Annotated in this window: 24 protein-coding genes and 4 tRNA genes; 14 read left to right on the top strand and 14 right to left on the bottom strand. The window is 60.8% G+C overall.

Features of this window, described 5'->3' with window-relative positions; translation table 11 throughout:
- The first annotated feature begins 329 nt into the window (after positions 1 to 329).
- The 3 genes from HX803_RS25170 (at position 330) to HX803_RS25180 (ending at position 2,540) form a co-directional block, all read left to right on the top strand.
- Positions 330 to 1,418, top strand: a complete 1,089-nt coding sequence (locus HX803_RS25170) for an asparaginase (RefSeq protein WP_178924400.1) — start codon at positions 330 to 332, stop codon at positions 1,416 to 1,418.
- 176 nt (positions 1,419 to 1,594) lie between these two features.
- Positions 1,595 to 1,846, top strand: coding sequence for a DUF1654 domain-containing protein (locus HX803_RS25175; protein ID WP_178924402.1), 252 nt, complete (start codon positions 1,595 to 1,597; stop codon positions 1,844 to 1,846).
- Between the two features lie 4 nt (positions 1,847 to 1,850).
- Positions 1,851 to 2,540: an endonuclease gene (locus tag HX803_RS25180; RefSeq protein WP_178924404.1), complete on the top strand. Its 690-nt coding sequence runs from the start codon at positions 1,851 to 1,853 to the stop codon at positions 2,538 to 2,540.
- Between the two features lie 31 nt (positions 2,541 to 2,571).
- On the opposite strand, the gene HX803_RS25185 is transcribed toward HX803_RS25180, so the two are convergent.
- On the bottom strand, positions 2,572 to 2,937 hold the full coding sequence (locus tag HX803_RS25185) for an SPOR domain-containing protein (protein ID WP_178924497.1): 366 nt from the start codon (positions 2,935 to 2,937) through the stop codon (positions 2,572 to 2,574).
- A 262-nt stretch (positions 2,938 to 3,199) separates the two neighbouring features.
- Between HX803_RS25185 and csrA the strand changes: the two genes are divergently transcribed.
- Complete coding sequence (gene csrA / locus HX803_RS25190) at positions 3,200 to 3,394, top strand: carbon storage regulator CsrA (protein ID WP_003192511.1); 195 nt, start codon at positions 3,200 to 3,202, stop codon at positions 3,392 to 3,394.
- A 567-nt stretch (positions 3,395 to 3,961) separates the two neighbouring features.
- A complete protein-coding gene (locus HX803_RS25195; protein WP_178924406.1) occupies positions 3,962 to 4,246 on the top strand; it encodes a hypothetical protein in 285 nt (94 codons plus the stop codon).
- Positions 4,247 to 4,257: 11 nt separating this feature from the next.
- Here the strand turns inward: HX803_RS25195 and HX803_RS25200 are convergent, their stop codons facing one another.
- Positions 4,258 to 4,935 (bottom strand): HAD family hydrolase, encoded by a 678-nt coding sequence (locus tag HX803_RS25200; RefSeq protein WP_178924408.1) that lies wholly within the window; start codon positions 4,933 to 4,935, stop codon positions 4,258 to 4,260.
- Positions 4,936 to 5,152: 217 nt separating this feature from the next.
- Here HX803_RS25200 and HX803_RS25205 point away from each other — a divergent pair, with 217 nt between their 5' ends.
- The 4 genes from HX803_RS25205 to HX803_RS25220 all read left to right on the top strand — a co-directional run bounded on the left by HX803_RS25205 (position 5,153) and on the right by HX803_RS25220 (position 8,406).
- Complete coding sequence (locus HX803_RS25205) at positions 5,153 to 5,923, top strand: alpha/beta fold hydrolase (RefSeq protein WP_178924410.1); 771 nt, start codon at positions 5,153 to 5,155, stop codon at positions 5,921 to 5,923.
- Between the two features lie 111 nt (positions 5,924 to 6,034).
- Positions 6,035 to 6,295: a DUF2790 domain-containing protein gene (locus HX803_RS25210; protein ID WP_178924412.1), complete on the top strand. Its 261-nt coding sequence runs from the start codon at positions 6,035 to 6,037 to the stop codon at positions 6,293 to 6,295.
- 42 nt (positions 6,296 to 6,337) lie between these two features.
- Entirely contained in the window at positions 6,338 to 7,009 is a 672-nt protein-coding gene (locus tag HX803_RS25215) for a heavy metal response regulator transcription factor (RefSeq protein WP_016970977.1), read from the top strand.
- Entirely contained in the window at positions 7,006 to 8,406 is a 1,401-nt protein-coding gene (locus HX803_RS25220) for a heavy metal sensor histidine kinase (protein WP_178924414.1), read from the top strand. The genes HX803_RS25215 and HX803_RS25220 overlap by 4 nt, the downstream gene beginning before the upstream one ends.
- A 14-nt stretch (positions 8,407 to 8,420) precedes the next feature.
- On the opposite strand, the gene pcp is transcribed toward HX803_RS25220, so the two are convergent.
- From pcp to HX803_RS25235, 3 genes are read right to left on the bottom strand one after another with little or no spacing between them, the layout of a single operon-like run.
- Positions 8,421 to 9,062, bottom strand: a complete 642-nt coding sequence (gene pcp, locus HX803_RS25225) for a pyroglutamyl-peptidase I (RefSeq protein ID WP_178924416.1) — start codon at positions 9,060 to 9,062, stop codon at positions 8,421 to 8,423.
- 8 nt (positions 9,063 to 9,070) lie between these two features.
- Entirely contained in the window at positions 9,071 to 10,021 is a 951-nt protein-coding gene (locus HX803_RS25230; RefSeq protein WP_178924418.1) for a DUF979 domain-containing protein, read from the bottom strand.
- Entirely contained in the window at positions 10,018 to 10,734 is a 717-nt protein-coding gene (locus tag HX803_RS25235; RefSeq protein ID WP_178924420.1) for a DUF969 domain-containing protein, read from the bottom strand. The genes HX803_RS25230 and HX803_RS25235 overlap by 4 nt, the downstream gene beginning before the upstream one ends.
- Before the next feature lie 331 nt (positions 10,735 to 11,065).
- On the opposite strand from HX803_RS25235, the gene HX803_RS25240 reads away from it, so the two are divergent.
- Entirely contained in the window at positions 11,066 to 11,611 is a 546-nt protein-coding gene (locus HX803_RS25240) for a DUF4410 domain-containing protein (RefSeq protein WP_178924422.1), read from the top strand.
- A 57-nt stretch (positions 11,612 to 11,668) separates the two neighbouring features.
- Here HX803_RS25240 and HX803_RS25245 read toward each other — a convergent pair whose 3' ends face one another.
- Positions 11,669 to 12,871: an ROK family transcriptional regulator gene (locus HX803_RS25245; RefSeq protein ID WP_178924424.1), complete on the bottom strand. Its 1,203-nt coding sequence runs from the start codon at positions 12,869 to 12,871 to the stop codon at positions 11,669 to 11,671.
- A gap of 209 nt (positions 12,872 to 13,080) precedes the next feature.
- Between HX803_RS25245 and HX803_RS25250 the strand changes: the two genes are divergently transcribed.
- Genes HX803_RS25250 through HX803_RS25260 form a run of 3 tightly spaced genes read left to right on the top strand, consistent with a single transcriptional unit; the run spans position 13,081 to position 16,537 of the window.
- On the top strand, positions 13,081 to 14,484 hold the full coding sequence (locus HX803_RS25250) for an APC family permease (protein WP_178924426.1): 1,404 nt from the start codon (positions 13,081 to 13,083) through the stop codon (positions 14,482 to 14,484).
- 8 nt (positions 14,485 to 14,492) lie between these two features.
- Positions 14,493 to 15,503: an ROK family protein gene (locus tag HX803_RS25255; protein WP_178924428.1), complete on the top strand. Its 1,011-nt coding sequence runs from the start codon at positions 14,493 to 14,495 to the stop codon at positions 15,501 to 15,503.
- A gap of 2 nt (positions 15,504 to 15,505) precedes the next feature.
- Positions 15,506 to 16,537, top strand: coding sequence for an SIS domain-containing protein (locus HX803_RS25260; RefSeq protein ID WP_178924430.1), 1,032 nt, complete (start codon positions 15,506 to 15,508; stop codon positions 16,535 to 16,537).
- 9 nt (positions 16,538 to 16,546) lie between these two features.
- Here the strand turns inward: HX803_RS25260 and HX803_RS25265 are convergent, their stop codons facing one another.
- From HX803_RS25265 to HX803_RS25275, 3 genes are all read right to left on the bottom strand, one after another.
- Positions 16,547 to 17,170: a DUF3969 family protein gene (locus tag HX803_RS25265; protein ID WP_178924432.1), complete on the bottom strand. Its 624-nt coding sequence runs from the start codon at positions 17,168 to 17,170 to the stop codon at positions 16,547 to 16,549.
- A gap of 82 nt (positions 17,171 to 17,252) precedes the next feature.
- Positions 17,253 to 17,882: a flagellar biosynthesis protein gene (locus tag HX803_RS25270; protein WP_178924434.1), complete on the bottom strand. Its 630-nt coding sequence runs from the start codon at positions 17,880 to 17,882 to the stop codon at positions 17,253 to 17,255.
- Positions 17,883 to 18,351: 469 nt separating this feature from the next.
- A tRNA-Val gene (locus tag HX803_RS25275) sits at positions 18,352 to 18,428 on the bottom strand.
- A 184-nt stretch (positions 18,429 to 18,612) separates the two neighbouring features.
- Here HX803_RS25275 and HX803_RS25280 point away from each other — a divergent pair.
- On the top strand, positions 18,613 to 19,896 hold the full coding sequence (locus HX803_RS25280) for an FAD-binding oxidoreductase (RefSeq protein ID WP_176998731.1): 1,284 nt from the start codon (positions 18,613 to 18,615) through the stop codon (positions 19,894 to 19,896).
- Between the two features lie 185 nt (positions 19,897 to 20,081).
- Here the strand turns inward: HX803_RS25280 and HX803_RS25285 are convergent.
- From HX803_RS25285 to HX803_RS25305, 5 genes are all read right to left on the bottom strand, one after another.
- Positions 20,082 to 20,158: transfer RNA gene (locus HX803_RS25285), tRNA-Asp, on the bottom strand.
- Positions 20,159 to 20,263: 105 nt separating this feature from the next.
- Positions 20,264 to 20,340 (bottom strand) — tRNA-Asp (locus tag HX803_RS25290).
- Positions 20,341 to 20,395: 55 nt separating this feature from the next.
- Positions 20,396 to 20,471, bottom strand: a tRNA-Val gene (locus tag HX803_RS25295).
- A gap of 107 nt (positions 20,472 to 20,578) precedes the next feature.
- On the bottom strand, positions 20,579 to 21,343 hold the full coding sequence (locus HX803_RS25300; protein ID WP_178924499.1) for an SDR family oxidoreductase: 765 nt from the start codon (positions 21,341 to 21,343) through the stop codon (positions 20,579 to 20,581).
- A gap of 11 nt (positions 21,344 to 21,354) precedes the next feature.
- On the bottom strand, positions 21,355 to 22,566 hold the full coding sequence (locus HX803_RS25305) for an O-succinylhomoserine sulfhydrylase (protein ID WP_178924436.1): 1,212 nt from the start codon (positions 22,564 to 22,566) through the stop codon (positions 21,355 to 21,357).
- Positions 22,567 to 22,574: the final 8 nt, after the last annotated feature.

Below are 22,574 nucleotides of genomic sequence, written 5' to 3' on the forward strand. Positions count from 1 at the left end.
CCCCATGGTTGATCCTGTTAAACCTTCAACTGCTTGGGTCGTTCTCTAAAACGACAGGCGGCGCCGCCAGCCCCTGACGCTGACCGAGCACGTTTTCGGACAACCGAACGCCAGCACCGCCCAACGTTCGGAAAGCCGGACACCCACTCAAACTGAAAATCCGAAAATCAAAAATAAACTGATTAAAATCAATAAGTTAATTTATAACCACCGACACAATCGGCCTGGTACAAATCCTGCTCTTTCCCTGCACCTCGAGGCATTCAGAACTGCCCGGGTGTTCTAGATGAACCTGCACCAGCACTCATCAAAAACCAGAGAGAAAAATAATGAAATCTGCACTGAAGAACTTTGTTCCGGGCGCGTTAGCCCTCCTGCTGCTGTTCCCCCTTGCCGCCCAGGCAAAGGAAGCTGAAACCAAGGCCAAACTTTCCAACGTGGTCATCCTTGCCACCGGCGGCACCATTGCCGGCGCTGGCGCCAGCGCGGCCAACAGTGCCACCTACCAGGCGGCCAAGGTTGGTATCGAACAATTGATCGCCGGTGTTCCTGAGCTTAGCCAGATCGCCAACGTTCGCGGCGAGCAAGTGATGCAAATTGCATCTGAAAGCATCAACAACGAAAACCTGCTGCAACTGGGTCGCCGCGTGGCCGAACTGGCCGACAGCAAGGACGTGGATGGCATCGTGATCACCCACGGCACCGACACCCTGGAAGAAACCGCCTACTTCCTGAACCTGGTCGAAAGGACTGACAAGCCAATCGTCGTGGTCGGCTCGATGCGCCCAGGCACCGCCATGTCGGCCGACGGCATGCTCAACCTGTATAACGCCGTGGCCGTCGCCGGCAGCAAAGACGCGCGTGGCAAAGGCGTGCTGGTCACCATGAACGACGAGATCCAGTCGGGTCGTGACGTCAGCAAGATGATCAACATCAAGACCGAAGCCTTCAAGAGCCCATGGGGCCCACTGGGCATGGTGGTCGAAGGCAAATCCTACTGGTTCCGCCTGCCTGCCAAGCGCCACACCATGGATTCCGAGTTCGACATCAAGACCATCAAGAGCCTGCCCGATGTTGAAATCGCCTACGGCTACGGCAACGTGAGCGACACCGCCGTCAAGGCCCTGGCCCAGGCTGGCGCCAAAGCCATCATCCATGCCGGCACCGGCAATGGCTCGGTGTCGTCCAAGGTCGTACCGGCCCTGCAGGAACTGCGCAAGCAAGGCGTGCAGATCATCCGTTCTTCCCACGTGAATGCCGGCGGCTTCGTTCTGCGCAATGCCGAACAGCCTGACGACAAGTACGACTGGGTTGCCGCCCATGACCTGAACCCTCAGAAAGCACGGATCCTGGCCATGGTTGCCCTGACCAAGACTCAGGACAGCAAAGAGCTGCAACGGATGTTCTGGGAATATTGATTCCTGACAACCTCTCGGCACGGGCGGTTGATCCGCCCATGCCACCTCCCCCCCTACACCCCGCCTGCATGAATTCGCCCAAACAGCCGTCAGATCTAACTCCTGAAGTTTAAGCAGTTGCGAAATTGCCCACAGTTAAATACTGTATGCACGTACAGCTTATTAAGGAATTCTCCGTGGCAACGTCCTCTTCCGCACTGCCGACTCCACCTGATGCCTACGAGCGCCTGGCCATTCGGGTGCAAAAGATCATCAACTCGACCCACGCACAGAAAGCCAAGGCCGCCCTGATCTTTCGTCTACCGGATGAGCCGGAGGAGGAATGGGAACGGCTGCTGGAAGAAATCGCGGAGAACGACAACGTCACCCTCGCCTACCGGGATGACGGCGGCGTGCAGATTTTCTGGGTTGTGCCGAAGGAAGATTGATTCAATGAGTGTCCGTTTTACCGCTGTGGTTTGCTTGTTGTTTGCCGTCACCGCCCACGCCCAGGCGCCCCGAACCTTCAGCGAGGCCAAGAAGGTCGCCTGGAAACTCTACGCCCCACAATCCACTGAGTTTTACTGCGGCTGCAAATACAAGGGTAATCGGGTAGACCTGAAAGCCTGTGGTTACGTCCCGCGCAAAAACGCCAACCGCGCCGCTCGTATCGAGTGGGAACACATCGTCCCGGCCTGGCAGATCGGCCATCAACGCCAGTGCTGGCAAGCTGGAGGACGCAAGAACTGCACACGACACGATGATGTGTTCAAGCGCGCCGAGGCCGACCTGCACAATCTGGTTCCCAGTATCGGCGAGGTAAATGGCGACCGTAACAACTTCAGTTTTGGCTGGTTGCCGGTGCAAAGCGGGCAGTACGGCTCCTGCCTGACTCAGGTGGATTTCAAGGCCAAGAAGGTGATGCCGCGCCCTTCCATCCGAGGCATGATCGCCCGCACCTATTTCTATATGAGCAAACAGTACGGTTTGCGCCTGTCAAAACAGGACCGCCAACTCTATGAAGCCTGGAACAAGACCTACCCGGTGCAACCCTGGGAGCGCCAGCGCAACCAGACTGTCGCCTGCGTGATGGGGCGCGGCAACGAATTTGTCGGCCCGGTGAACCTCAAGGCCTGCGGCTGAAAGGGGGCGGGTAACCCGCCCAGCCTTCCGCTTACTGCGCGGTCTTGTGTTCGATGACCTGCGACTCGGTATCGTTTTTCTTGGCGCGGGCCAGCTTCTCGGTCAACAGCGCCTGCTTGGCTTCGGCTTCGGACTTGCTGGCGAACGGCCCCAGCAACACCTGGTCCTTGCCGTCTTCCTTCACGATATAAAAATTGAAACCATGTTCCAGCAGCCAGGCGGTCAGGTCGGTAAGCGCCTGCAGCTTGTGATCCGGCGGGCCCACCCATACATCCCATTCCTGGGCAGCAATCGCGCCGGTCTGTGGCTGGCTTTCAGTCACGGCAGGCTTGGCCTTGGGGGCGTCGACGCTTTTGCCTTCACCGCAACCGGCCAAGGCCAACACCGCAATTGCCATCGCTACTTTACGCACTGCCCTGCTCCTTTAAGGATAAAGAGGCAACTTTATCATTCACTGTCTATTCTGGCCGTCATAAACGTTGGCTTAAACAATGCGAATGATGTACCGCAGACCTGTATGATGCCGCCATGGGAATTAATGTCGCCTCTATGCGTCTTAAAAGAGGCAGTCACAGGGAAGCGCTTAGCAGTAAGCTACACACATCCGACACCTGCCCTGTCTGAAACATGTGTCCTTAAAAGTAATCAAGGAGAAGTCCATGCTTATACTCACCCGCAAAGTTGGTGAAAGCATAAACATCGGTGATGACATCACGATCACCATCCTGGGCGTCAGCGGCCAGCAAGTACGAATCGGCATCAACGCTCCCAAGGATGTTGCCGTGCATCGCGAGGAGATCTACCAGCGCATCCAGGCTGGCCTGACTGCTCCGGATAAAAACCAGACGCCTTGATGCCCCCTCAGTAGCCAGCCCTTTCGTTCACTGTAACGGCTGGCGAAAACCCCTTTTGGACTGTTTACGGCGCTATCGCGTGATCAGTGCCTCCTCCCCCTGACTTCTCCGCAAGATGAAACTGTTTTAACACCCGGAACTTGTTGCGCCATTTGTAGCCGAAACCTGACCCACTCCCTGCCATCCGAGTGCACCCGGGAGCATATCGATGAGGCGAAGCACTGCGCAGCCCTTTGCATCCAGGTCCTGGGCGATCACGCTGCTGATAGGACTGGCCTTCGTGGGGCTGGAATATGGCTTGAGGTGTAAAGTTCAGACGGCTGACGCACGCCAGGCCCACTCCTGGCTGGACCTGACGTTATTCCTTTGTGCCTACCTGTTCATGTTCTGCCTGAAGCCAATCCAGAGGGCCGTCCAGCGCAAACTGTGCCAGCGTGCGCTCCACGCCTCACGCCCTAAAACCGCACGCTGACAGGCCCTGCATCGCGATTGGATCGCGGGGTATTTACAGCCTCACGGCAAGTTCTATGCTTGGGTTTGCACGGTCCGTAAAAGGCGCAAAAACAGATGGATACCCTGAGTAAATCCGAAATCGAATCCGCACTGGCAGCGCGCCTGCCCAGTTACAAGATCGCCTGCACGCTGCACGCCGACGGCACGCTGTCGGCCATTCTCAGTGGTCCCGAAACAGATCATTTCGCAATCACCGGCATCGTCCGCGCGCACTATCGTGGTGCCGAAGCCATTGCCCGGCTCGCCAATGAAATCCTCAGGGAGATGGTGCTGTCGCGCCAGGGCATGAAGAGCAGCCGGCTACAAACATCGCCTCTCGACAGCAACGAGGGCCGCTAGCAGCCGGAGCCTCAGCCCACACGGTTCGATATCGACAATAACCCGCCATCGTCGCGCCGTACCTGCAACTGCCCATACCCATCGATCGAAAGGTGCGACGTGTGCATTGGTTTCAGGTGCGTCGACGTCACCACGACCACATCTGCCCCCGCAGCCTCCCCCGCCCGAATACCGACCGTTGCGTCTTCGAACACCAGGCAATCCTGCACCGGCACGCCCAAACGCTGCGCGCCCAGCACATAACACGCCGGATCCGGCTTGCCCACTGCCACATCCTCGGCGGTCACCAGCACCGACGGCGGGCTGATACCGGCCGCTAGCAGGCGTCGCAACGCGAGTTCCCTTGGCGCAGAGGTCACCAACGCCCATTGATCGCCAGGCAAGCCCTTCAGGAACTCGACAGCACCAGGAATCGCCACGACCCCCTCGACATCCTTGATTTCAGCCTCGGTAATCCACTGCGCCTCAACCTCTGGATCAACGCCCGGCAACGCCTGGCGAGTAATGGTATCGATGGCCCTTGCCCCATGAATGGTTGCCAGGAACGCCGCCACATCCAGGCCATGACGCGCCGCCCAAATGCTCCACACGCGCTCGGCTGCCGCGATGGAATTGAGCAAGGTGCCGTCCATGTCGAACAGAAAGGCGCGGTAACGTCGGGCAAAAATGGCAGGGGCGGAGATGGACACTGCTGGACTTCCTCTTGGGCAGGGACACGTAAAAGGCCCGATGCAATCTACGGATCACACCCGCGCTTGTAAACGACGACGGCGCAAACCGGGCCGATTGGATTACAGCTTTGTAATGAAGCTGTCAGTCTAGGCAGCACCCTCACTTCATACAGTGGAGTCGTCAGTCAGCCACACCGGTTGACGCCACTTCCCACTGATGAAAAAGGGTCCACCCATGAAGCCTGCAAGCAAACTTTGCCTGATCGCCGCCAGCCTGTTGATGCTGGGTACCGGCACCGCCATGGCCGGCACCGTCGCGCCGGTCAAAGCCAACAACGTGGTACTGGTGCATGGCTCCTGGGCCGATGGGTCGAGCTGGTCAGAAGTGATCACTCGCCTGCAAGCCGCCGGCCTGCACGTCACCGCGGTGCAAAACCCGCTGACCTCGGTCGCCGATGACGTTGCCGCGACCAATCGCGTACTCGATCAACAGGACGGCCCTACCGTACTGGTCGGCCATTCCTACGCCGGCACCGTGGTCAGCGACGCTGGCGCGAACCCGAAAGTCAGCTCGCTGGTGTACGTCGCCGCCCGCGCGCCGGACGCCAACGAAGACTTCGTCGCCCTCTCGGCCAAATACCCGACCATGCCAGTACGTGCCGGCGTGGAAGACCACGATGGCTACCTTACCCTGAACCAGGACGCGTTCCTCAAGTACTTCGCCGCCGACGTGCCACGGGCCAAGGCCCTTGAGCTGTACGCCGTGCAGCAACCCATCACCAAGACCTTGTTCAGCGGCCGCACGGTGAACGCCGCCTGGCACACCAAGCCGTCCTGGTACGCGGTGTCGGCCAATGACCAGACCATCAACCCGGACCTGGAGCGCTTCCTCGCCAAGCGCATGAACGCCACCACCATCGAGCTGCCGTCGAGCCACCTGTCGCTGGTCTCCCACGCCAAGGAAATCACCGACCTGATCCTCGAAGCGTCCGGCCGCCAGCCTTAAGCCCTTCATTACGAACTTGTCATCATCCTGTTGGCTGGCTGTTTGCGTCACCTGGTTACCGTGAACTCACTGCCAGGACCTGGCAGCCAGCCCTTAAAGAGAGATACCGCCATGAAACTGTTTATCCTCAGCTTTGCCGCTTTGCTCGCCACCGGTTCAGTGTTTGCTGCCGACACCGCCTCCGCCACCAACGTGATCCACGACAAGGTCGGCTTCTTTGTCCACCTGGATGTCGACAAAGTGCTGTCGAGCACCGACACCTACGGCCAATGCGGCATCGTCCCCGCCCGCCTCGACTACCTGGACCACCAGGGTCGCGAACACGTGCTGGACTACCAGGTGCAAGGCATCGGTTGCGCCAGTGACAATTGATCGGGCTACACTTGCGCAACGCGACGAACCAAGGCACTACCCATGAATATTCTCGTAGTCGAAGACGAACCCAAGGCCGGCAATTACCTGCTCAATGGCCTGCAGGAACTGGGCTACTCCGTGAGCCTCGCCCGTGATGGCGTGGACGGGTTGCACCAGGCGCTGGAAACGCCGTTCGACGTGATTGTACTGGACGTGATGATGCCAAAAATGGACGGCTGGGAAGTGTTGCGTCGCTTGCGCAAGGAAGCGGATACGCCCGTGTTGTTTCTGACCGCTCGCGATGATATCGCCGACCGCATCAAGGGCTTGGAACTGGGTGCCGACGATTACCTGATCAAACCGTTTTCCTTCGCCGAACTGGTCGCACGCCTGCGTACCCTGACCCGTCGTGGCCCCAGCCGCGAAGAGGAACAGCTGCAGATCGCCGACCTGCAAATCGACGTGCTCAAGCGCCGCGTTACCCGCGCCGGCACGCGCATCACCCTGACCAACAAAGAGTTCGCCCTGCTGCATCTGTTCGCCACGCACCAGGACCAGGTGCTGTCGCGCTCGATGATCGCCTCGCGGGTGTGGGACATGAATTTCGACAGCGACACCAATGTGGTGGACGTGGCCGTGCGGCGCCTGCGCCTGAAAATCGACGACCCGTTCCAGCTCAAGTTAATCCACAGCGTGCGGGGCATTGGCTACCGCTTCGATACCCAGCCATGAGCCGCACTCGCCATTACTCCCTGACCCTGCGCCTGGCGTTGATCTTCGCCTTGCTCGCCTTTGCGCTCCTGGCCACCCTGGGCGTGGCGTTGTATCGCGAGCTGGAACGCGAGTTGATCAAACGTGACGACGCCGCGCTGATCTATCGCGCAGACCAGTTGCGCAACCTGCTCAACGACAGCAACACGCTGGACCTGATCAAGACCAAGCCGGAGCTGTTCCAGAACATGCTGGGCAACAGCGAGTCAGTGCTGAGTATCGCGGCACCGGGCCAGACACCGTTGCTGCTGGTCAACCCGGGCAACATCGAAATGCCTACCGTGACCCCGGTGCCACGGGGCCATGAGCTGGGCTTTTCCGACGTGCACCATTTGCCCGGCGTGAATGGCGTGCCCTTCGCAACCGTGGCCGCCTCCATCGACTCCGGCGACCTGGGCAGCCTGCAGGTCACCACCGGGCGCTTGATGACCGAACGCACGGCCATGCTCGCCAGCTATCGCCTGAGCGTATTTGTGTTGGCGACCATCGCCGCGATCATCCTCGCCCTGGTGGGTTACCTGCTGGTCCACCGCGGTCTCGTGCCTCTGCGGCGCCTGGCCAAGCACGCCCAAGGCATCGGCGTGGGCAACCTGGCCGAACGCCTCGATAGCCACGGTGCGCCCAAAGAACTGCTGCCGATGATCGACTCCTTCAACACCATGCTGGAGCGACTGGCCAAGGGCTTTGTGCAACTGGGCCAAGTGTCCACCGACATGGCCCACGAGCTGCGCACCCCCATCAACAACCTGTTGGGGGAAACCCAGGTGGCGCTGCAACAGCACCGCAGCATCGAGAGCTACCAGCAACTGCTGGCCTCCAACGTCGAAGAACTCGAACGCCTGGCGCGGATGCTCGACAACATGCTGTTCCTGGCCCGCACCGACCCCGCCAGCGCCTTGCGCCAGCGCCAGGAGCTGAGCGCAGCCGACGAAGTGGAGCGCATGGCCGATTACTTCGAAGGGCCGGCGAGCGATGTGGACATCAGCATTCTCGCGCAAGGTGACGGCGTGATCTGGGCCGAGCCGATGTTGCTGCGCCGCGCCCTGGCCAACCTGTGTGCCAACGCCATCAAATACGGCGCACCGAGTTCCGAGCTGGTGATCGCGGCAGTGCCGAACGCCGAAGGCATCAACCTGAGCGTCAGCAACAGAGGTGAAACCATTGCAGCGGAACATTTGCCCAGGCTGTTTGAACGCTTCTACCGGGTGGATGAGTCGCGGGAACGTTCGGCTCAGTCCAACGGGCTGGGGTTGTCGATCGTGGCGACCATCATGCAGTTGCATAACGGGCGGTACAGTGTGAGCAGTGAGGCGGGAGTGACGCGGTTCGAATTGTTCTTTCCGCGTCGGGAGGCGTGAGCGTCACGGGCCGGTCAACTGACCTGCCCGCCCGCTTCACTGATATCCACTGTTGTTTGCCAGGCCGCCAAGACTGCCACCCGCAAGCCTTCAACCACCGTTTCCAGCGCCATCGAAGGCTGCCCCACTCCCTTCACCTGCCCCGGCAGGTTCGGCACATGAATAAAGCCACTGCGCACGCCGGACTCAACCAACGCGTGCTGCAATCGATAGAACACCAGGTTGCACACAAAGGTCCCTGCCGTTTGCGAGACTGATGCCGCAATGCCCGCCTCTCTTACAGCCCTGACCATGGCCTTGGTCGGCAACGTGGAGAAATAGGCAGCCGGCCCATCAGGCACCACGGTCGTATCAATCGGCTGCGCCCCCAGGTTATCCGGGATTCGCGCATCGTTAAGGTTGATTGCCACTCGCTCGATTGAAATATCGCTACGCCCAGGCCCCAGACCTGTCGCAATCACCATCGACGGTCGCAACTGGTCGATCAACTGAACCAGGCAATCTCCCGCCGTGGCAAAAGCGCATGGCAGTCGACGCGCAACAATTTGCACATCGCTACCGACTTGCATGCCATCCAGCTGGCGAACCGCCTCCCAGGAAGGGTTTACCACGTCTTGATCAAAGGGCTCGAAGCCCGTCAGCAAAACAGTGTGCATCGTTAGCCTCACATCAACAGGTAGAGCAGGACAATATTGACCACCAGCATCATCAAGGCAGTCGGCAGCTGCGCCTTGATCACGGCATTCTTGTCGGGCAACTCGAGCAACGCTGCCGGCACGATGTTGAAGTTGGCCGCCATCGGCGTCATCAGCGTACCGCAGTAGCCGGAGAACATGCCGATCGCCGCCATCACGGCCGGGTTACCGCCGTAAATTCCTACCAGCACGGGAACGCCCACACCACCGGTCATCACCGGGAACGCGGCAAAGCCGTTGCCCATAATCACGGTGAACAAGGCCATGCCCAGCACATAGACCATCACCGCCACTAGCTTGAAATCCAGGTTGATGTAAGTGGTGGTGACATGGGCGACCGCCGTGCCGACCCCGGCTTCGTTGAACAACAGCCCGAGCATGGCCAGCATCTGCGGCAGCACCATGGCCCAGCCCAAGGCTTCGGTCAGGCGTCGTGACTCGCGCAGGGCCTGCACCGGCGTGTCACGGGTCAGCCAGCACGCCAGGCCAAGGGCGATCAGGCAGCCAATGCCGAGGGAGACGAACGTGGTGTTCTTCGGGTCCAGCAACGCCACGCCGCCGATTTGGGTGTTCTTAAGCAGTACCGAACCAATCACCGTGGTCAACGGGATCGCCAGCGCCGGGATAAACAGTTTGTGGCCCAGGCGACCGGCACTGGCGCGGGCAGCCTTGTCGTGCAATTGGCCATGGGCCCCGCGCCCTACACCACCCAACCCTGCGATCAGCGCCATGACCACCACGCCCATCCCAATGACCACCGGCGGCAGGCGCTCGCCCACCAAAAACGGGATGGCGAAGAGTAACCAGAACAACGCAGTGGACCAGCGTTTGGGGTGGGTTCGATCCAGCAGGATCATGCCCGCCGTGATCAGCAGCAACACACCGGCCAGCCAGTACAGGTATTGAATGGAGATGATCATTGCGCAGCCTCCGCCGAGGTGGCTGCCGGCGTCATGTCGCGGGTGAGCCTTCGGTCAAATCGATGCAGGCGGATCGCGTGGATGATGAAGGCGCAGATCGCCGTCGGGATGCCCCACACCGCGATGTGCAGGGGCTCCACATCAATCCCCGAGCCCAGCAGGAAGGTGTGCATCAGTGCAATCGCACCAAAGGCGACGAAGATGTCCTCGCCAAAAAACAGGCCGACGTTGTCGGTCGCCGCGCACATGGCCAGCACTTTGTGGCGCAGTTTATCCGGCAGCTTGCCATAGCGTTTTTCCGCCGCGCCTTCCGCCATCGGCGCCAGCAACGGGCGCACCATTTGCGGATGCCCGCCCAGGCTGGTCAGGCCCATGGCCGCGGTGGATTCGCGCACAAACAGGTAGATGATCAGCAGACGCCCGACCGTCGCACGCTCGAACCGCGCGATCCAGTTCTGTGCGTGCAGGCGCAGGCCATGGCGCTCCAGCAGGCCAATGACCGCCAGGGGCAATAACAGGATCAGTTGCAGGGCGCGGGTCTGAAGGAAACCTTCACCCATGCTGGCGAGAATTTTCTCCAGCGGAAACTGCGCTGCCAGCCCGGTGGCGATAGCGGCTGCGGTGACCACCAGCAGCGGATTGAAGCGCAAGACAAAGCCAACCACGATGACGAGTACGCCGATCAACGGCCATAGGTTCACAACAGTTTGCATGACGGTGAGGTCCTTGAATGCGCGCTGCGGCGCCGTGATAGCAGGTTGTGAACCAAGGGTTCACAGCATGAAGGTGGCGTGCAGCCCGGCGCGGTTTTTTATTGTTGACCTTGAAGGTCGAGCGTCAGTGGCGGCAACTTTGCTGCTTGGGGACGGGGGTGTCCAACAAGAAAAATTGTTGCTGCAAACCAATAATTCTTGTGGGCGATTGCAGGGCCGGAAGTAACAAGATGTGGACAAACAACCGGGGGGTCGAGCATCGTAGCGCCGCCCGATTCTCGGGTGCGGCGCCGACACCGGCGCCCCAACCAGCTGTGGATATGGAAATTCAATGAAAGCCCCAAAGGTCTTGATCGCTCTCTCGTGTGCTGTAGCCCTGTCCATGCTGGGTGGTTGCGCCGCCAAGGTAAAAAGTGGCGGTAGCGGCGCGCTGGCCATCCCCGAATCGGCCAAGCAGAACCTCGTGGTCAGCATCAAAGGCGAAAACCAGGTGGAGCAGAACCCGGACTGGAACCTGCTCAAGCGTGATTGGAACAACGCGCTTGCGGTTGAAGCGCGCCAGGCCGGCTTCAACCTCACGGAAAGCCCGTCGGTGGCCACCGGTGCCGAAGATGGCGTAGGCATCAGCATCAATGTGAGCAAGTTCCGCTACATCGAACCGGGTTCGCGCTACGTCGCCGGCGCCCTGGTGGGCAATGCCTGGGTATTCTCGCGTGCCGACTTCTCTGACCTGAAATCCGGTGCGCCCATCGGCTCACGCACCTACGACACCTCGTCGTCCGCCTGGGAAGGGATTGCCTCGGCGATGACCCAGAAACAAGTGCAGGCCATTGCCAAGCAATTGATCAGCGACATCAAGAGCGCCAAAGCCAAGTAATTCGCCTGCAAGAAAGCCTCGCTGATGGCCTGAAGGTCATCAGCGAGCCCTCCTCATTCACTCCGGCTTGAGCAACGCCTCATAATCCGGGCTGATCTCGGCCAGGATCATCAAGGCCGCCGCCCCCAACGCCACCGCATCCTGCCCCGCCGCGCCCATCTGAATACGCGGGTACTGGCGGCCCGAACGGCTGCTGATCGAACGGCTCAAGGGCTCAAGTCGGGTGATCAAGCGCGCCAGAATGGCGTCGGGCAGAAAGCCGCTGATCAGGATGGTTTGCGGGTCGAGCACCGACTCAAGAATGTTGATCGCCTGGCGCAACGCCGGTACCGCCTCATCCAGCCAACCCTCTACGCGCGCGTTGAGCACCTGATCGTTGGCGTCCCAGGTACCGAGGTCATGATCGGCGGGATATCCCAGGTGCTCCAGCAACGCAGCGATGGAAATGTAGCGCTCCAGGCACCCCTGGTTGCCGCAGAAACACGCTTTGCCGCCCGGAATGACGGTCATGTGACCGATCTCACCGGCATTGTGCCAATGGCCGGAATACAAACGGTTACCCAAATACAGGCCGGCGCCCAGGCCGCTGCCGATAAACAAGTGCACAAAATTGTTCAGGTCGCTGGCGATACCGTACAGGCGCTCGCCCATGGTTGCGGCGGTGGCGTCGTTTTCGATCAGCACCGGCAGGGCGATCTCTTGCTGCAAGCGCAACGGGATAGCGGGATCGTCCCAGCCAGACATCGCCGTCGGCCCCACGGCCGTCATGCCCTCGACGCTGAAAGGCCCGGGCAACGCAATGCCCACACCGAGAAAGCGGCCCCCAGGCCTTTGCTGCCGAAAGCCTTTGACGTGCTCAAGGATCAGCGGCAACGCCTGCTCGAAAGTGGGATAGCTGACCGTCAGGGTGACTTGAGCCACCGTCTCACCGAGCAGGTTTAGCAATACCCCGATGATGCAGTGCTGCTCGATATGAAAGCCAATGGAATAGCCGCCCTCAGGGTTCAACGACAGCGGCACCGGCGGCTGGCCTCGCCCGCCCTTCTCGGCCGCGTGGGCCAGCAGCACGCCCTCTTCCTGCAACTCGGTGACGATGTTGGAAATCGTCTGCGCGGTGAGCGAGGTCAGCCGCGTGAGGTCGGCACGGGTCAGACGTCCGCTCTGGCGAATGGCTTCGAGAATCACCCGGCGATTATGCAAACGGGCGTGTTCGGCGTTGGTGCCGGTGGTGACGGTGCGTGTGTTCGGGAGGTTTTTCATGGGCCGATAATCCGTGCAGGCGATTAATTAAATCAAGTTGAATTAATACTCCTGCTGTGGTTTTCTAGGCGCCTCGGTCTCTCGCACCCACTGCGAATGCCGGTTACGCCCCATAAAAACAATGACGGGTCGACAGCACCCTCGATGGCAAGCAGGCCCTTTTGCAATCTGCCCTCACGCGTCTGTCACTCGAACAAGAGGTCGTCCCCATGAGCACGCTGACACCCGTCGATCCGGATTTGCCCAACGGCAAACGCAAAATCGGCCTATTCCCCGCCATCACCCTGAACATGAGCCAGATGTGCGGCGTGGGGCCCTTCATTACCATCCCGGCCATGATCGTGATCATGGGTGGCCCCCAGGCCTACCTCGGCTGGATCCTCGGCGCGCTGCTGGCGCTGTGTGACGGGCTGGTCTGGGCCGAACTCGGTGCGTCGCTGCCGGGTGCAGGCGGCACTTACGTCTACCTTCGCGAAGCCTTTGGCAAACGCACCGGCAAGCTGCTGCCATTCCTGTTCGTGTGGACGGCGATGCTGTTTATCCCGCTGATCATGTCCACCGGCATCATCGGCTTCGTGCAATACCTCACCTGGTTCTGGCCCGACATGAGCCCGACGGCCGGCAACCTGATCGGCCTGGCCGTCATCTGGCTGATCATCGTCATGCTTTGGCGCAAGATCGAATCCGTCGCCAAATTGAGCATTGTGCTGTGGGTGATCATGCTAATCAGCATCGGCGCGCTGATCGCCGCCGCGCTGTCCAACTTCCACGCCGACCTGGCGTTCACCTTCCCGGAAGGCGCGTTTAACCTGGCCGACAGCGGTTTCTGGTTCGGCATGGCGGGTGGCCTGACCATCGGCATCTATGACTACCTGGGCTATAACACCTCGGCTTACCTGGCTGGCGAAGTCGAGCAGCCGGGCCGTGTGATTCCCAAGTCGATCATCCTGTCGATCGTCGGCATCCTGACGATCTACCTGGTGATGCAAGTCGGCGTGCTGGGTGTGGTGGACTGGCACCGCATGCTCGATCCGGAATCGGCCGCGTACAAATCCGTCGCCTCCGTGGTGCTCAGCGAAACCTGGGGCAGCACCGCTGCGGGCATTGTTACCGTGCTGATCCTGATCACCGCCGTTGCCTCGGTGTTCGCCGGCTTGCTCGGCGGCTCCCGCGTGCCCTTCGAAGCGGCCAAGGACAACGTATTCTTCAGCGCTTTCAGCAAGACCCACCCCAAGCATGAGTTCCCCACCTGGGGCATCTTGAGCATGGGCCTGCTGACCTCCGTGGGTTTCATGATCGGCCGGCTGACTGATTTGAACACCCTGATCCAACTGCTGACGGCGGTGATGATTCTGGTGCAGTCGGTGGCGCAGATCGTCTCGTTGCTGGTGCTGCGCAAGACCAAGCCGCACCTGGCACGGCCTTACAAAATGTGGCTCTACCCAGTGCCAGCGCTGATTGCGTTGCTGGGCTGGGTCTATATCTATATGGCGTCCAACCACAATGCGCCCGGCGCCTACCCTATCCAGTGGTCGCTGGTGTGGGTGCTGGCCGGCAGCGTGGCCTATCTGTTCTGGGCACGGGTCCAGCGGTTGTGGCCTTTCAATAAGTGATCAATGCAATGCACCAGACAATGGAATCAACGGGCGCTACGGCGCCCCGGCAAGGCTTGCTGCTGGCGATCGACGTGGGGGGCACCAAGACGCAGGTGGCCTGCTACGACACCGCTCGCCAGCGCATGAATACGCGGATCCTCGCCACCCACGCCGACGGTTTGTCTGGCGTGCCGGCCCTGCAGCGCATCCTCGACGCAGCGCGCGACTGCGTGGCGGAATTCGACAGCGCCCAAGTGCTGAGCGTGGCTGCGGTGTTCCCCGGCGTGGTTCGCGGCCCGACCTTGCTGATGGCCCCCAACACACCAGGCTTCGAGGGGCTCGACTTACAGGCATTGATCGCCCGGGCCTTCGGCAACGTCTGCGTCACCTTGGACAACGATGTGAAAGCCGGCGCCCTAGCGGAAGTACGCTGGGGCTCGTTGGCCGGTGTCGACAACGCGATCTACCTGAACCTGGGCACTGGGCTTTCTGCCGCCGCCATCGCTAATGGCAAGCTGGTACGCGGGCACAACGGCGCGGCGATGGAAATCGGGTACCTGCTTTCGCCCTTTATCGACCCGGCGCACCCTGAGCAGTGGGCTACGTTCCAGAACGGCAACGCACCTCTGGAAGAACTGTTTTCCGGCAACGCGCTGAGCCGCTTGGCCGATGAAATGCTCGGGCACGGGCACCAGCCCCTGGATTTGTTTGCCAGCGCCAACCCCGAGGTGCGCAGAGCCCTTGAGCTGCGCATCGCCGCATGTGCCGTACAGGTCGCCAACCTGGCGGTAGCGCTGGACGTGGAGCGCATCGCGATTGGCGGCGGCCTGTATCGCCAGGCGTCCCTGTTGGCACCGATGATCGAACAACTGATCCACCGCGTGGTGCCCTTCCCACCCGCGCTCACCACCGCGTTTTTCACCCACGATGCGCCGCTCTGGGGCGCCTTCAGCATGGCCATGGACGCCGCCGGGTTGAACGCCCTCGCCCACCAGTTGATCGCCGCTGGCGAGTCCATTGACGCCCTTGGAGATTGATCATGTCGTTCATGTTGAGTGAAACCCTGTCCATCCCCGCGATCCTGCAGCGCATGCTCGACGAGGACAGCGCCGTGCGTGCACTGAGCCAGCAATGGGCGCAGGCGCTGCCCGAACTGATGATCACCGTTGCACGCGGCAGCTCGGACCATGCAGCCGCCTATTTCAGCTATGCCCTGATGAGCCAGGTGGGCGTGCCGAGCCTGTCGATTCCGTTGTCGCTGGTCAGCCTGCAACAGCCGCCACTGCGCCTGAAAAACGCGTGGGTCGCGGCCTTTTCCCAATCCGGCAAAAGCCCGGACCTGATCGACAGTGTGCACTACCTGCAGCAACGCGGTGCGCGCTCGGTGGCGCTGGTCAACACACCGGCCTCGCCGCTGGCGGCGGTGAGCGATCATGAAGTGCTGTTGCCGGCCGGCCTGGAACAGAGCGTGGCCGCCACCAAGAGCTATGTGGCGATGTTGATGGCGGGCGCTCAATCCGTGGCCTACCTGACCGACGCGCTGGCCATCGACAACGGATTGACCAGTGCCCTGCACCTGCTGCCGGAGCAAATGCGCCAGGCGACTAGCGAAGACTGGTCGGCGCTGCACAAGGTATTGGCGAGCGCCGACAAGATGATCGTGATAGGCCGAGGGGCAGCCTTGCCCATCGCACAAGAAGCCGCGCTCAAGTTGAAGGAAACCTCCGGCATTCAGGCCGAGGCGTTTTCCAGTGCCGAAGTGCGTCATGGCCCGATGGAGATCATCGAGGAAGGCTACCCCGTGCTGGTCTTCGCCCCCTCGGGTCCGGAGCAGCCGGGCAGCCTGGCGTTTGCCGAAGAAATGCGCGCCCGTGGCGCCCAGGTGTTGGTGGTGGCCCCGCGCGGTACCACCTGCGAAGGCTTGTTGCCCAGCGTACCGACGGCGCATCCATTGCTGGAGCCGTTCACGATGATTCAGGGGTTTTATCTGAGTGCTGCGCAGTTAGCGGTGGCGCGCGGGCGTAATCCCGATCAGCCGAGGTTTTTGAAGAAGGTGACCCAGACTCGCTGATGCCAGCCGTTAGCGGAACTCTGCGTGCCAGTCGTAGGGCCTGGGCGCCTCGGAGCGGCCCAGTAGCGCGACAAACTGATCGATGCTGCGAAGCACGTTCTCGTTGAACTTCGACGGGATCAGGCTGAGCACATCCTCCAACTCGCACGCTTCCATCACCAGGTTGCAGAGGTCCGGGGAAATCCCTCGGTCCATCAACAGCTCATAGGTCCTGGGGGTAAAAAGCAGTTGTTCGGCTTCCTCCAGGCTCATCACGCCCCGCTGCACGGAGGTCAGCAGGCCAATCGCCAAGGCGGACAAAAACCGCACCACTTCCTCGGCGCCAAAGACCTCCGAAACCAGTGAAAACGGGGCCAGCGCATTGGCGTTGTCACCTGCCAGGTAGTGGGTATCAAAGGTCATGGAGTCCACAATCCCCTGCAGTTTTTCAGGGTCAGCAGCACGGCCGAAATGGTACTCCAGGTATTTGGCGCCTTCAGGCGTCTCATGCCGTTCAACTCGGTAGCACAGGCACAGGTCTGCGCTGAGCACCTTGTCCAGCCACACGGACCTGCGCTCACCCAGAATGCGGAAAAACGCGCCGCTGGGGCCGCTGGTGATGATGACGCGTTCACCGGTGTTGTGATCAATCATGTCAGCAAGGGCCTCCAGCAGGTTTATGTGGCAGATACAAAAATGGGCCAACCTTTCGGTTGGCCCATTTTTTTATCCAGGATCAGAGCTGCTTGAGGGTTTCGCGCGACACTTCCTGCAAACCGGCCTCGGTGATCTTCTTCCAGTCGTTTTCAGTGACTGCCTGCATGCTTTCGTTTTTACGGGTGACCACATTCAGCTCAGTGGCGCCCGGTGTTTCGATGCGCAGGTGAGACTTGTTGCTGACGTCGACGTAGAAGAACCCCGGGGTGAACCACGACCAGAACTCAACGATGTGCACCTTCACGGCCGTTGCATCGGCGGTGCCCGGCTCGGTCACCACTTGGTAGCCAGCCTGCTTGTAGGCAGCGGCGACCGACTCATTCACCAACTGGGACACCGTGCGCCCCGACGGGAGCAGCACATCGCCCAGGCCTTTGCCATAGCTGTTGCGCTTGCGCGCAATGGCGCGCTCGGTGATCGACTTGTCCGTCACTTCATCGTTTTTCAGGGAGGGGACATCGGGGCTGCGAGGGGAGATCTGGAAGACACGATCATCGACGGTGCTGATCAGCACCTTCTTGCCATTGCTGGCGGCAGCCGCCTGCGTGGCACTCAGCGGTGCAACATTGACATCCACTTCCGAGCGGCTAGTGGCACAACCTGCCAACATCACCAGTGCTGCAACCCCAAACGCAATCCGAACGCTCATAACCACCACTCCCTATCGCCATCATTGGCTCGACCGGATATCGGTCGGGGGCAATTGTACATAGATGATGGCACTTAGGCATTACTGATCAGATGTGAAAATACAGGGTTTCCATCGCCTCGCAGGCACAGTGCCAGCTCAATAGTGACGAATTCTGTTACAGACCTATACTCAATTCAGGCCTTGCGCGTTCCCGCGCATCGCTGACGGCACTGTTGCCGACAAAGAGGGTAGCCGCTATGTACGCCGGACAAATGGGAATGGCGACAACGAATGGTGAAATACGCTGCCAGATGGTTGTACAAATCATCTGCCTGCTGTCGGTGGCTACGCTCTTCTGCTGACTCTCCTGTAGCAACCGATATTGGCGATTCGGGCCAAGGCAGGTGCTCGCCCAAATTTCAGGCAACAAAAAAGGGCCCACCTTTCGGTGAGCCCTTCTAGACCGCCCAGCAGAGCGGATTTTGTTTGGTAGGCGCGATTGGACTCGAACCAACGACCCCCACCATGTCAAGGTGGTGCTCTAACCAACTGAGCTACGTGCCTGCTGTGAGGCGGCATTCTACGGAATTCCGAAGGGGTGTCAACATCTTTTTTGCAGCTAACCCTATGAATATGCGAATTTTTTATTTGCGTGGGGTACACCTGTGGTTTTCGGGTGGCTGGCAGGCAATTTTCAACTCAGGTAGGATCTGGGCACTCGTAAAAAATATAAAACAGAGGTTCCAGGATGGCGAACACCCCCTACCCCCAGTCGTATTACGCCGCGTCCGCCAATGCGGTCCCACCTCGCCCAATGCTGCAAGGGGACGTCGAAACCGATGTGTGCGTGATCGGCGCCGGCTACACCGGCCTCTCCAGTGCGTTGTTCCTGCTGGAGAACGGTTTTCGCGTCACGGTACTGGAAGCCGCCAAGGTGGGGTTTGGCGCTTCGGGCCGCAATGGCGGGCAGATCGTCAACAGCTACAGCCGCGATATCGACGTGATCGAGCGCAGCGTGGGCCCGAAGCAGGCGCAACTGCTGGGGCAGATGGCGTTTGAAGGCGGCAAGATCATTCGCGAGCGCGTCGCCAAGTATCAGATCCAGTGCGACTTGAAGGACGGCGGCGTGTTCGCCGCCCTCAACAGCAAGCACATGGGCCACCTGGAGTCACAGAAGCGCCTGTGGGAACGCTACGGGCATACGCAGCTGGAACTGCTGGACGAACGCCGTATCCGCGAAGTGGTGGCGTGCGACAACTATGTCGGCGGCCTGCTGGACATGAGCGGCGGCCACATCCACCCGCTCAACCTGGCACTCGGCGAAGCGGCGGCCGTTGAATCCCTGGGCGGCACCATCTACGAGCAATCGGCAGCCGTGCGCATCGAGCGCGGCGCGAACCCTGTGGTGCACACCGCAGAAGGCAAGGTCAGGGCGAAGTTCATCATTGTCGCGGGTAACGCCTACCTCGGGAACCTGGTGCCGGAGCTGGCGGCCAAGTCCATGCCCTGCGGCACGCAAGTCATCACCACCGCCCCACTGGGTGACGAGCTGGCTAAAACGCTGCTGCCCCAGGATTACTGCGTCGAGGACTGCAACTACCTGCTCGACTACTACCGCCTCACCCGCGACAAGCGCCTGATCTTCGGCGGCGGCGTGGTGTATGGCGCGCGTGACCCGGCCAACATCGAAGCGATCATTCGTCCGAAGATGCTCAAAGCGTTCCCGCAGCTCAAGGACGTGAAGATCGACTATGCCTGGACCGGCAATTTCCTGCTGACCCTGTCGCGCCTGCCGCAAGTGGGTCGCCTGGGCGACAACATCTACTATTCGCAGGGCTGCAGCGGCCATGGCGTGACGTACACGCACTTGGCAGGCAAGGTGCTGGCCGAAGCGCTCAGAGGCCAGGCAGAGCGTTTTGATGCGTTTGCCGACCTGCCGCACTACCCGTTCCCGGGCGGCCAGCTGTTGCGCACACCGTTTGCCGCCATGGGTGCCTGGTATTACGGCCTACGCGACAAATTGGGATTCTGACTCAGCTTGCGGGCGATGGCGATTTCACGGATGCCATCGCCCGCGAGCGGGCTCCTACAGATCGTATTTATCAAATCGCAGAAACAAAAAACCCCGGTCTTTCGACCAGGGTCTTTGCTATCGGATCAAAGTAGCCAGTGGCTTTCTTTGTGCTTCAAGGCGTTCAGTGGGCCTCGAGGCAGATATGGCGCAGCGGACGGGACTCGAACCCGCGACCCCCGGCGTGACAGGCCGGTATTCTAACCGACTGAACTACCGCTGCGTATCGCTTGACTGATTGAGCGAAACCCCTCAACCGTCTTTAAACATCTGATCGACCAGCCTTGGCTGTTCAATCTCAAGCCCGACGTATCGAACCTGGAAAATATGGCGCAGCGGACGGGACTCGAACCCGCGACCCCCGGCGTGACAGGCCGGTATTCTAACCGACTGAACTACCGCTGCGCGTCGGTGCAACCTTTAACGTTGCGTCTTGCCCTAAAGCAAAACTCTCAAGAAGTGGTGGGTGATGACGGGATCGAACCGCCGACCCTCTGCTTGTAAGGCAGATGCTCTCCCAGCTGAGCTAATCACCCTTTGCTTCGTTGAGGCCGCGAAATTTACGCAGGTAACGGACCTAAGTCAATACCCTGCTTGAAGTTTTTCTGAAAAAGACAAAATTGCTTCAAGACGGCCATCCGCCCTACTCGCTGTAAATCATCTTCTTGCTCATGCCACCGTCCACGACAAACTCTTGTCCGGTGACAAAACCGGCCTGGCGCGACAGCAACCACGCCACCATCGCGGCCACATCCTCCACCGTGCCCACCCGGCCTGCCGGATGCTGGGCATGATCAGCATCGCTCAACGGCTCGGCACGCCGTGCAGCCGGGTCACGCGCGTCAATCCAGCCCGGGCTGACCGCATTGACCCGCACTTCCGGCCCCAGGCTCATGGCCAGTGCGTGAGTCAGGGCCAGCAAGCCGCCCTTGCTCGCCGCATAGGCTTCGGTGTCCGGCTCCGATTGACGGGCACGGGTCGAGGCCAGGTTGACGATCGCCCCGCCGTGAGCGCGCAGGTACGGCGCACAGTGCTTGGCCAGCAGCATCGGCCCGCTCAGGTTTACCGCCAGCACCCGGTTCCAGTAAGCCAGGTCGAGGCTTTCCAGGGTGATGTTGTGCGGGTCGGCTACGGCAGCGTTGCACACCAACGCGTCCAGGCGCCCGAACTGGCCGAGCACCTCGGCAACGCCCTGGGCCACCTGTTTCTCGTCAGCCACGTCCATAGTGATAAACCAGGCGTTGTCGCCCAGCACCTTGGACACCTTGGCACCGCGCTCGCGGTCCAGGTCGGTCAACACCACCTGCCAGCCTTCGCTGATCAGCCAGGCCGCGATACCGAGGCCGATGCCCCGCGCGGCGCCTGTCACCAACGCTACACGGCCGTTACTGGCCGTCGCCGCTTCCATGGACCACTCGATCACAAGGCCGCCAGCCCGCGAGCCAGGTCCGCTTGCAGGTCGGCCACATCTTCCAGGCCGACCGCGATGCGGATCAGGCTGTCGCGGATACCGGCCGCTTCACGCTCCGCCGGCGCCAGACGCCCGTGGGACGTGGTGCTCGGATGGGTGATGGTGGTCTTGCTGTCACCCAGGTTGGCGGTGATGGAGATCAGCCGCGTGGCGTCGATAAAGCGCCAGGCGCCCTCTTTGCCGCCTTTCACTTCAAAACTCACCACCGCGCCGAAACCACGCTGCTGGCGCTGGGCCAACTCGTGCTGCGGGTGACTCTTGAGGCCGGCGTAATGCACCTTCTCGATACCGTCCTGCTGCTCCAGCCACTCGGCCAGCGCCTGGGCGTTGGCGCAATGGGCCTTCATCCGCAGGTTGAGGGTTTCCAGGCCTTTGAGGAAGATCCAGGCGTTGAACGGGCTCAAGGTCGGGCCAGCGGTGCGCAGGAAGCCGACGACTTCCTTCATCTGCTCGCTGCGACCGGCCACCACACCGCCCATGCAACGACCCTGGCCGTCGATGAACTTGGTGGCCGAGTGCACGACGATGTCCGCGCCCAGCTTCAACGGTTGTTGCAGCGCCGGCGTGCAGAAGCAGTTGTCGACCACCAGCATCGCGCCCTTGGCGTGAGCCACTTCGGACAACGCGGCGATATCCACCAGCTCAGCCAGCGGGTTGGACGGCGACTCGACGAACAGCAGCTTGGTATTGGCCTTGATCGCCTTATCCCAGCCAGACAAGTCCGCCAGGGGCACGTAGTCCACTTCAATGCCGAAGCGCTTGAAATACTTTTCGAACAGGCTGATGGTCGAGCCGAACACGCTGCGCGACACCAACACATGGTCGCCCGCGCTGCAAAGGCTCATCACCACCGCCAGGATCGCTGCCATGCCGGTTGCCGTCGCCACCGCCTGCTCGGCCCCTTCCAGCGCCGCGATACGCTCTTCGAACGCACGCACGGTCGGGTTGGTGTAGCGCGAATACACGTTGCCCGGCACCTCACCGGCAAACCGCGCAGCCGCATCGGCCGCGGTGCGGAACACATAGCTGGAGGTGAAGAACATCGGATCACCGTGCTCACCTTCCGGGGTGCGGTGCTGGCCAGCGCGCACAGCCAGGGTATCGAAAGCTACGCCATCGAGGTCGCTGTCCAACCGACCGGCATCCCATTCCTGACTCATGCTGCCAC

This window comes from Pseudomonas sp. P7548, assembly GCF_013386585.1.
Lineage (GTDB): Bacteria > Pseudomonadota > Gammaproteobacteria > Pseudomonadales > Pseudomonadaceae > Aquipseudomonas.

Excerpts from the sequence above, each read along its gene's own strand:
- HX803_RS25170 (WP_178924400.1), top strand. The coding sequence starts at position 330 with ATGAAATCTGCACTGAAGAACTTTGTTCCGGGCGCGTTAGCCCTCCTG.
- HX803_RS25180 (WP_178924404.1), top strand. The coding sequence starts at position 1,851 with ATGAGTGTCCGTTTTACCGCTGTGGTTTGCTTGTTGTTTGCCGTCACC.
- HX803_RS25185 (WP_178924497.1), bottom strand. The coding sequence starts at position 2,937 with ATGGCAATTGCGGTGTTGGCCTTGGCCGGTTGCGGTGAAGGCAAAAGC.
- csrA (WP_003192511.1), top strand. The coding sequence starts at position 3,200 with ATGCTTATACTCACCCGCAAAGTTGGTGAAAGCATAAACATCGGTGAT.
- HX803_RS25195 (WP_178924406.1), top strand. The coding sequence starts at position 3,962 with ATGGATACCCTGAGTAAATCCGAAATCGAATCCGCACTGGCAGCGCGC.
- HX803_RS25205 (WP_178924410.1), top strand. The coding sequence starts at position 5,153 with ATGAAGCCTGCAAGCAAACTTTGCCTGATCGCCGCCAGCCTGTTGATG.
- HX803_RS25210 (WP_178924412.1), top strand. The coding sequence starts at position 6,035 with ATGAAACTGTTTATCCTCAGCTTTGCCGCTTTGCTCGCCACCGGTTCA.
- HX803_RS25215 (WP_016970977.1), top strand. The coding sequence starts at position 6,338 with ATGAATATTCTCGTAGTCGAAGACGAACCCAAGGCCGGCAATTACCTG.
- HX803_RS25220 (WP_178924414.1), top strand. The coding sequence starts at position 7,006 with ATGAGCCGCACTCGCCATTACTCCCTGACCCTGCGCCTGGCGTTGATC.
- pcp (WP_178924416.1), bottom strand. The coding sequence starts at position 9,062 with ATGCACACTGTTTTGCTGACGGGCTTCGAGCCCTTTGATCAAGACGTG.
- HX803_RS25230 (WP_178924418.1), bottom strand. The coding sequence starts at position 10,021 with ATGATCATCTCCATTCAATACCTGTACTGGCTGGCCGGTGTGTTGCTG.
- HX803_RS25235 (WP_178924420.1), bottom strand. The coding sequence starts at position 10,734 with ATGCAAACTGTTGTGAACCTATGGCCGTTGATCGGCGTACTCGTCATC.
- HX803_RS25240 (WP_178924422.1), top strand. The coding sequence starts at position 11,066 with ATGAAAGCCCCAAAGGTCTTGATCGCTCTCTCGTGTGCTGTAGCCCTG.
- HX803_RS25245 (WP_178924424.1), bottom strand. The coding sequence starts at position 12,871 with ATGAAAAACCTCCCGAACACACGCACCGTCACCACCGGCACCAACGCC.
- HX803_RS25250 (WP_178924426.1), top strand. The coding sequence starts at position 13,081 with ATGAGCACGCTGACACCCGTCGATCCGGATTTGCCCAACGGCAAACGC.
- HX803_RS25255 (WP_178924428.1), top strand. The coding sequence starts at position 14,493 with ATGCACCAGACAATGGAATCAACGGGCGCTACGGCGCCCCGGCAAGGC.
- HX803_RS25260 (WP_178924430.1), top strand. The coding sequence starts at position 15,506 with ATGTCGTTCATGTTGAGTGAAACCCTGTCCATCCCCGCGATCCTGCAG.
- HX803_RS25265 (WP_178924432.1), bottom strand. The coding sequence starts at position 17,170 with ATGATTGATCACAACACCGGTGAACGCGTCATCATCACCAGCGGCCCC.
- HX803_RS25270 (WP_178924434.1), bottom strand. The coding sequence starts at position 17,882 with ATGAGCGTTCGGATTGCGTTTGGGGTTGCAGCACTGGTGATGTTGGCA.
- HX803_RS25280 (WP_176998731.1), top strand. The coding sequence starts at position 18,613 with ATGGCGAACACCCCCTACCCCCAGTCGTATTACGCCGCGTCCGCCAAT.
- HX803_RS25300 (WP_178924499.1), bottom strand. The coding sequence starts at position 21,343 with ATGGAAGCGGCGACGGCCAGTAACGGCCGTGTAGCGTTGGTGACAGGC.
- HX803_RS25305 (WP_178924436.1), bottom strand. The coding sequence starts at position 22,566 with ATGAGTCAGGAATGGGATGCCGGTCGGTTGGACAGCGACCTCGATGGC.